Raw genomic sequence first — 8,094 nt, 5'->3', positions numbered from 1 at the left:
TACCACCTCTTTCAGAGAACTTAATGGCATTGCTTAGAATGTTGGCCAAGACCTGATTCTTAAAAACCACGGGATCAACATAGATATAGGTGTCACGATTCTTATGATAATCATAACTAATAACGACTTCTTTCTCATCGAGACTGTCTTCTAAGAGAAACTTAATATAACTGATACACTCATTAAGTGAAGTTGGTTTGATATTAAGTTTATACTTACCTTCACTCAGGGCCTGCATATTGCGCACACTCCCCGCAATATCCTTCATGGCTTCAACAGAATGATTGACCTTTTGAGCATAACGAAGAATATCTTCGGACTCACTCTTTCTAAGAATTCTCTTAATATAATTCTCAATAATAAGAAGTGGGTTCGACAGATCATGGGAGAGAACACGAACTAAATTGATAACTCTATCTCGCTCACTCTTAATAGACTCTTGATATTGATGAGACATATGAAGAAAGCCAAAGATAAGCACTGTTGATAATAGGATATAACCAAAGACAATCACTGAGCGGGCCAGAATTTCACCTTTAGAAGAAATAAGATAGGGATAGTCAAAGCCTGTTAACTCTAAGAAGAGAAAGACACTTGCAACAATGAAGACAATAGCTCCCCAAACGAGGGCCGCCCTCTTTCCTGCAATAAGACCTGCCAGTAGTGGAATAACACTAAACCAAATAATGATCATGCTATTAAATCCACCTGAATAGAATGAAAAAGTTGATTGATGAATAACGCCAACACCAAGCATGAGACTACAGATAAAGAATGTATTCTTAGTATGGCGAAATAATAGTGGCGAGAGAAGATGAATTGAGCTAGCAACGATTCCCACATAACCTGCCAGCGGATTAGAAATTGTAAATACCGCAATCAAAGCATATGTCCACATCAGAACACCTGTTGTTAAGACTGCAATAAGATGGGCATGGATCTCTTTAAAATCCGTGTCCTTCTTCTCAATTCTTTTCTGTGAAATATACCCGAATAAATCCAGGTACGCCTTGATATATATCGGCGTTGTCTCTTTATCCCCGCTCATCCCAAGTATTTTAAACGAGTTCATGACTGGTGAATAGGGATTAATATTAGGGCCATAAGTGACTTAAATCATAATAATAAAGTGAGGCATCTGAGAAATACCATTGACCTAAACGCTAAGAAAAATTGCCACTTTTCCTAGCGTTAGTATAAGTTTTATTGAACAAGATCAATCTTTATAGACAGTGGTTTTCACTGAGATTCCTGAAATATGAGGAATGAAAACAACTTGTCCATGACCAGCATTTTCAATTTCTTCGTGAGCACTTGTCTTAATCACATTAACCTTTGTGACTTTCTCTTTTCCATCTGGTGTATAGAGCTTTAGAGTGTCTCCGACTTTCAACTCATTTTGGCGACTTCTCAACATAATTCCAATATGCTTTTTCTTATTCACTTCAATAACATCGCCTAAGAAGTTCATATCAGATCGTTGAATACGATAGTTCTTCAACTTTTTAAAGAGAACATCAGACTTATTCACATGGAAGAAACCACGGATCGTTGTATTTGGATAGTCATTCTTAATCTGTGTTGCCACATCTTTAGAAAAGCTTCCCATGAGACTTCTAATTCTCTTTAAAAAGCCTAAGTCATGACCAAAACGCAAATCAATACGAAGATTCTGTAGACCAACGTCAAAGAGTTCATCAAGATATTCAAGAAGATAAATATCCTTTGTATTAAACATGAAAGTCCCATGCATATTTTCAATGACTGGAAATCCCTTATGTGGAGATTCTTCACTTGAAGCACTGACTTCAATCGTCGATTGATTTAATTCTAGAGTCTCTTTCTCAGTCCCAAACACAGGTGTCACAAGAGAGCGTGGAGTATAGAAAAGTAGAATTCGTCCTAAACCAAGCAGCTCAACTTCAACATCAAGTTCTTTAATGTATTGTTCAAGAGTATCTTTAGAGAGCTCAAGTGAGAGAATAACTCTTTCAAGTTTATCACCAATGAGACTCTGCCAAATTTTAACGGCTTCAATATTATGATGACCACCGGCCTCAAGAATCATCTGAATAGGCATTTGAGGAAATTTTTCTAAAACGTAATTAACGGCCCCAGGATCTTGTAGGCGAATAGCATCGAAGAGACTAAGATCAATATAATCAAAACTCTTGATGGTCATATTAAAGACATTCTCAGTCATTAAGACATCCCATTCAAGAACAGGACGAATATCATTTTCACGACAGGCCTTTGCAAGTTCACAGGCCATTGCAGCAGAGAGCTTTCCAAAACGACTAAGATTTGAAACTCCTATAATCGCCTCATTGACACCTGCTTCAATGAGCGTTGAGAGTTGCTCCTGACTTTCTAAATAGGTTACAAGTCTCATTGTTCAAGCCTCCTTCTTAAAAGGTTCCACTGGCCGGCCCCTTCCACATAAGGTACTTTAACAAGTGATCCAGGTCTTGTTCTTTCCAGATCCTCATCCATAACATTCTTTATAAAATCGAGAGTAAACTCTATAGCTCTCCCTTTAAAAGGAAGAAGCTCTAACTTCTCACCAACATTAAAAGCACTTCTCACTTCAACTAAAAGGTATTTCGCACCCTCTTCGTTTCGTGCCTCTAGAACTGAACCAACGGCACTATATTCATTAATTTCATGCTCTCTTTCATCATAGATTGAATCACGGCTCGCAGGTTCAACAAGCGAGGCCTCAGTATAGGCCCTATGAGTAACCTTCGTTAACTCCTCTTCCCATGTTTTAAGCTCATCACTAAGGAAGTCACCATGATCTCTATAATAGGCCAGGGCCTCTGAATAAACCTTAGAAATTGTCCCGGCATAGAGATGAGACTTCATCCTTCCTTCGACTTTTAATGAGTCGATTTCACCATTTATAAACTCTGGTAGAACGCGAATTCCCTCAAGATCCTTAGAGCTCATGAAGAAGCTATTCTTAGAAAAGCTATCACCAGTTATTGGATTATCACCTTCTAACTTGTACTCAAAACGACAACTGTGAGCACAACCACCACGGTTACTATCACGACCTTGGGTGAAGTTTGAGATGACACAATTTCCAGAGTAGGCCATGCACATCGATCCATGAATAAACATCTCGACTTCAAGTCCTGCTTCTTTTTTTATTTTGGCCGCTTCGGCAACTGAGACTTCACGTCCTAGAACCACACGAGTTACACCTAATCTCTTCCAAAGTTTTGCCGACTCCACATTGAGACAACTGGCCTGTGTCGAAAGGTGAACTTCTAAATTTGAATTTTCAGAAATATATTTAATAACACCAGGATCTGAAACGATAACGGCATCAACTTTAAATTCATCAAGTTTTTGAATGAACTCCCCAAGAGAGTCAAAGTCTTTATCATGAAAGAAGCTATTGAGAACGACATATACCTGAGCATTTCTCTCGTGAGCAAATTGCACACCTTCTTCCAACTCTTCAAGAGTAAAGTTTTCCGCAGCAGAGCGAAGACCAAATTTTTGGCCACCAAGATAAACCGCATTTGCACCATAGAGAATGGCGACTTTTAATTTCTCTAAACTACCGGCCGGTGCCAATAGCTCTGGGACCCAGTGGGACATAATTTCTACTCCTTTTACCTCGCTTCTATCTACCAGAAATTTCGTATACAATAAAGTCATTGAAATTATTACTTTGAGGTAAAATGCAGCGCATTATTCTAATCTTATTCACGATCACTGCCATCTCTTTCGCATCTCTTTTAGGCTATCTCAACCATGCGAATGAAACGAAGCTCTATCCCTTACCATATAAAATCACAGAAGGCACGTATCCTACTGATAATATTGCCGAAACGGCTGATATTCTCATTATCGGAGATCAATTTGGAATCGAGTTCAATTCACTTGTCCAAAATATGATTGAGAACCTCTCGGTCAATCTTCAGAACCCTCTTTCTGTTTACAATCTCTCCGTAGAAAATGAAGGGATTCATAGAACCCTAAAGAAGATCTCACAAATGAAGAAATTGCCACCAATAATTATTTATGCAGGTGGAAGCAGTGAGTTCGCAGAAGAGCTCTATCCCAAAGATCTCAAAAAATTTAAGGTCAATTTTAATATCTTTAAGAACGATTATATTCAGACCGCCGTTATGCTCTTTCCCATTCTCTCGCGCTTTGTTTACATCCCAGACAAAGTCATTCAGCTCGATCAGAAAATTAAAGCTGCCACAAAGAGAGATGATAGAAGTTTTCAAGTCATCGCTGAAAGTACATTTTATTTCTATCGTGAGCAATTCATGGATCTGATTGATCATATTATTGATAAGGGTTCAACTCCTATTGTCATCACTCGCCCTATTAACTACGAACTCGATGTCAAGGCCGTTTGTGATAATGCTGTCACAGACAATATCACAATAGAGCAAGTAGAAATTTCTAAGCTGATTGAAAAGAATAAGATCAAAGAGGCCTATAATAAGGCCCTACTCCTAGATGGAATCTCAGTTGGAAATGCCAGAACAAAGTACCTCTTGGGAATGACTCAAATTGCTCAAGGTAAACTTAACATGGCCAAGAAGAACCTGCTGCTAGCAAAGGCCTTAGACTGTAGGCCTGAAGGGGCCCATCCCGTTATCAATCAAATTCAACGAGATATTATTAGAGAGCGCGCTCTTGAAAATGTCGACTTTGATAAAATGGTAAATAATAACTTAGGAAAGAATGAGTTATTTATAGATAATCACTCTCCACAGTTCATTTACTGGGAAAAGCTTGAAAAAGAAATGACAAATAAAATTAGAAGGATTCTTGACTTATGAGTATCAAAAAAGATTTTAAAAAAGGTGAAATTATTTGCCATCAAGGTGATGAGAATACAACCCTCTATCTTGTGGAATCAGGAGAACTTCTAGTCTTTGGTCTCGATGGAACAAAGGTCACTCCTTTTGCAACAATTGGCGAGAATGAATTTGTCGGCGAGCTCTCATACTTTGATGGAGAAAATCGTAGTGCCTACGTGATGGCAAATATTGACTCAACTCTTATGGCCGTTCCCCCATCAGAGCAAACTGAACTCATGCCTGATTGGATGATCAAGCTGGGAAAAAATCTCACACGTCGACTAAGACATATTGATAAACTTATTGCTCAAAAAGGGATCAAGAGAAGTAAAGTCGAGGGGATAAAGCCCCTTTCCATAGATGAGCAAAGGGAAATCCTACAAAAGATTCAGGCCACGAAGAACTAGTGCCAAAGTACTCAAATCACGGCCTCATATGGTATAATTAGAAAGTGAAAAGGCTCATCGCTATCCTTTTAATCATGACACTATCCTACTCTTGCTCAACTGAGAGTTTTGAAGATTCTGTCAAACCCTCTGACCAAGATCGTTTTGGCGATGGTAGTGATCAAGCAAGTCCAGCTGATCCAGAACCTACTCCACCAGAGGCCCCGACATCATTGGCCCTCTCAGCAAGTATTGTCACTGGAAACTCACCTATTAACTCACCGACACTGACATGGACTAATCCCACTGGAGAATATCAAAATATTCAGGCCGCACTTGGAACAACTCAAGGTGATACAGACTTCATCTACTGGGTAAATATCACAAAAGGTCTGACGGCCCATATCTTTAGTTCACTCACATTAACTGAGTGTACTTCTTATTATCCAAGCATTCGCTCTATTGATGAAGATGCTCTACCTTCAAGCACAACTTCAATTTCTTCAAGCTTTTATTGGGACAACACAAACCCAACCTTGGCCGGTAATTTATATATCAGTGATTTTCAGGCCAGTTCATCTCAAAGTGTAACGGTAGATCTCTCCGCCATCACTCGATCAGATAACTGTCAGCTCTCACATCTTGAATTTGCCATTGGATATGACGACGAGGCCGATGGTTTTGACAGCGCTGATAGAGAGAATGTTCAAAGCTTTATTACCGCTTCTGGAGGAAGCTCACTTTCAAGTTATCAGCTGAAAAGTGGAGTGGACTCGGCCTCTTTCACACTGGTCTCAGATCGCGAATATTATATAAGCATTAAACTGGTTGATAGTGCTGGCCATGAGGCCTCAACAATCCTCTCGACAAGTAAATGGAAAATTGTTGACGTAGATCTTAGCTCTCAAGTTAGCGCACGCCTTAACTGGACAAATGGAAGTGGCGGCGGAGGAAAAGTTGTCGATGGAGGCGATGGAAGCACAAATGCTGGCGGAAATGGAATCGGTAGCAACGACACAATTCTTCTCACTTCATATTCAGATATCATTTTTGCTGATGGCTCAGGGGGCGGAGGAGCAACCGGATACACACCTGGAGACACTGGTGGAAATGGTGGTAGTGCCGGATCAGGAAATGATTATATCATCGCTGGTGATGGTGACGATCTCATATTCTGTGATGGTTTTGCAGGAGAGAGCGGCGGTAGTGACAAGAACTCGACAGGAGGAAATGGTGGCTACGGCGGTGGTGGCGGTGGAGGCTCTTCAACAATTGCCTCTAGTGTCGGTCTAGGTGGTATTGGAGCCGGTGCCGGTGGTGGTGGAAATGCAGGCCTTGAAACAGATATTCCCTTTGATGCAAGTGATGCAACTTATGGCGGAGGAACAAAGGGAGCGACAGCGGCCCAAAGTTTTGGCTCAGGTGGAGGTGGAGTAAGCCTTTCTGATACAGGAGCAGATGGCGATGGAGCTGGAGATGGCACAAGTGTGGAAGATGGAAACTCTTCTTCACTCTCAATTGATCTCTCGGCCACGGCCCTTTACACTCAAGTTCTTAACGATATCAATCAAGGTGGTGGAGCTGATACACGTCTCTACTCTCAAACGATGGGAAGTGGTAATGATACCGTCATCGGTGGTGCTGGAAATGATTATATTTTCTTAGGTAATGGAAGCGACACTCTCATCTACAACTCTTCAAATGATGGAACAGATACAATCTATGGATTTAGCGCTGGGGCTTCAGGTGATCAAATAGAATTGAGAAATTTACTAAGTGGCTATACCCAAGGAGTCTCGAGTCTTTCTGATTATATCAATGTCACTGATGATGGAAGTGATACCACAATCACAATAGATATCGATGGAACAGGATCGGGAACAACTTATGTTATAATTATTCTGAAATCTGTTCTCACGGATCTTTCAACTTTAGAAACAGATAACCTAACCATTCTCTAGTTATTACTTCTCACTTAAAACTGAAGGACTTCTATCAGTCTTAGCATAGCTTAAACGTCCAAGACGTGAAGTCTTATGATAACTATCAAGCCCAGAAACAGCGACACTACCAAGTCCCTCAATATCGACAAAACCACTTTCACTTATAAATTGTTGATCTAAGTAGGCATGTTCGATTTCCATAATAAGCATATGCGTCCCATTCTCTTTAATAGAAACTTCTCGTATAAACTTAAGGGCCAGTCTCAAATTTGATTCGGCCACAAAGGGAGCCTTAAAGTCATCGACATAGATTTCACTCAATTGGCAGGCGTCGAATTCAGAAACTTCTTCAGGATAGCGAGCACTGGTTTGATGAGCTTTCTTCCAAATTTTTTCATTCACATGATTGAGAGTGCAAAACCCCGTTTGGCGAATATTATCTAATGTGTGTCTTGGAGAAATATCGGGTCTTATAATAAAACCAAGTAGCGCAGGGTCTGCACCGAGATGAAAAACAGAGCTGACAATACTCAGATTACTTTGGCCTTTTTCACTAATCGTTCCAATGAGATTGGCCGACTTAAAGCCACTCAAACTATTAACAAAGGCCGCTCGTTTACGCTTTTCAAAATCTTTAAAATCTATCTGACTCAATTTCTTATCCATAGGATAATTGTAGCGTTATTTGGGAGAAAGTTTAATAGGAAAAGAATTTGTCTAGAAGGAATCTAGCTCAAAGAAAATGAGTGCGTGAGAAAACCCTCACGCACCTATTTGAAAATTAGATTAGTCCAAGTTCCTTAACAGTAGCTTTTTCTGTTCTAAGCTCATCAAGAGTTGTGTTGAACTTCTCAGTTCCAAAGTCATTGTGCTCTACACCTTCAACAACTTTAAGAACTCCATTCTCTACACGACATGGGAATGAGAAGATAA

At 40.0% G+C, this 8,094-nt stretch carries 7 protein-coding genes and 1 pseudogene; 3 read left to right on the top strand and 5 right to left on the bottom strand.

Annotated elements, in window-relative coordinates:
- The 3 genes from M901_RS15330 to M901_RS15320 all read right to left on the bottom strand — a co-directional run.
- Window positions 1–1,048: sensor histidine kinase KdpD (locus M901_RS15330; RefSeq protein WP_034722615.1), on the bottom strand; the 1,048-nt coding region annotated here is incomplete at its 3' end.
- A gap of 168 nt (window positions 1,049–1,216) precedes the next feature.
- Complete coding sequence (locus M901_RS16860; RefSeq protein WP_021279121.1) at window positions 1,217–2,392, bottom strand: U32 family peptidase C-terminal domain-containing protein; 1,176 nt, start codon at window positions 2,390–2,392, stop codon at window positions 1,217–1,219.
- The gene (locus M901_RS15320) at window positions 2,389–3,609 is read right to left on the bottom strand and encodes a U32 family peptidase (protein WP_021279123.1); all 1,221 of its coding nucleotides are present in this window, start codon (window positions 3,607–3,609) and stop codon (window positions 2,389–2,391) included. Before M901_RS15320 ends, M901_RS16860 begins: the two co-directional genes overlap by 4 nt.
- 83 nt (window positions 3,610–3,692) lie before the next feature.
- Here M901_RS15320 and M901_RS15315 point away from each other — a divergent pair, with 83 nt between their 5' ends.
- The 3 genes from M901_RS15315 to M901_RS15305 all read left to right on the top strand — a co-directional run bounded on the left by M901_RS15315 (window position 3,693) and on the right by M901_RS15305 (window position 7,179).
- Window positions 3,693–4,811 (top strand): hypothetical protein, encoded by a 1,119-nt coding sequence (locus M901_RS15315; RefSeq protein WP_021279118.1) that lies wholly within the window; start codon window positions 3,693–3,695, stop codon window positions 4,809–4,811.
- Entirely contained in the window at window positions 4,808–5,239 is a 432-nt protein-coding gene (locus M901_RS15310) for a Crp/Fnr family transcriptional regulator (protein WP_021279122.1), read from the top strand. Before M901_RS15315 ends, M901_RS15310 begins: the two co-directional genes overlap by 4 nt.
- Window positions 5,240–5,313: 74 nt before the next feature.
- The gene (locus M901_RS15305) at window positions 5,314–7,179 is read left to right on the top strand and encodes a type I secretion C-terminal target domain-containing protein (protein WP_021279119.1); all 1,866 of its coding nucleotides are present in this window, start codon (window positions 5,314–5,316) and stop codon (window positions 7,177–7,179) included.
- A gap of 3 nt (window positions 7,180–7,182) precedes the next feature.
- Here the strand turns inward: M901_RS15305 and M901_RS15300 are convergent, their stop codons facing one another.
- Both M901_RS15300 and M901_RS17185 read right to left on the bottom strand, forming a co-directional pair.
- Window positions 7,183–7,827 (bottom strand): flavin reductase family protein, encoded by a 645-nt coding sequence (locus M901_RS15300; RefSeq protein ID WP_021279125.1) that lies wholly within the window; start codon window positions 7,825–7,827, stop codon window positions 7,183–7,185.
- Window positions 7,828–7,942: 115 nt separating this feature from the next.
- Window positions 7,943–8,094 (bottom strand): annotated as a pseudogene (locus M901_RS17185) (malate dehydrogenase); the annotation flags it as partial.

Source organism: Bacteriovorax sp. DB6_IX, from assembly GCF_000447775.1.
GTDB lineage: Bacteria > Bdellovibrionota > Bacteriovoracia > Bacteriovoracales > Bacteriovoracaceae > Halobacteriovorax_A.
The sequence above is the reverse complement of the archived record's forward strand: the minus strand, read 5'-3'. Positions and strand labels throughout refer to the sequence as shown.

Excerpts from the sequence above, each read along its gene's own strand:
- M901_RS16860 (WP_021279121.1), bottom strand. The coding sequence starts at position 2,392 with ATGAGACTTGTAACCTATTTAGAAAGTCAGGAGCAACTCTCAACGCTC.
- M901_RS15320 (WP_021279123.1), bottom strand. The coding sequence starts at position 3,609 with ATGTCCCACTGGGTCCCAGAGCTATTGGCACCGGCCGGTAGTTTAGAG.
- M901_RS15315 (WP_021279118.1), top strand. The coding sequence starts at position 3,693 with ATGCAGCGCATTATTCTAATCTTATTCACGATCACTGCCATCTCTTTC.
- M901_RS15310 (WP_021279122.1), top strand. The coding sequence starts at position 4,808 with ATGAGTATCAAAAAAGATTTTAAAAAAGGTGAAATTATTTGCCATCAA.
- M901_RS15305 (WP_021279119.1), top strand. The coding sequence starts at position 5,314 with ATGACACTATCCTACTCTTGCTCAACTGAGAGTTTTGAAGATTCTGTC.
- M901_RS15300 (WP_021279125.1), bottom strand. The coding sequence starts at position 7,827 with ATGGATAAGAAATTGAGTCAGATAGATTTTAAAGATTTTGAAAAGCGT.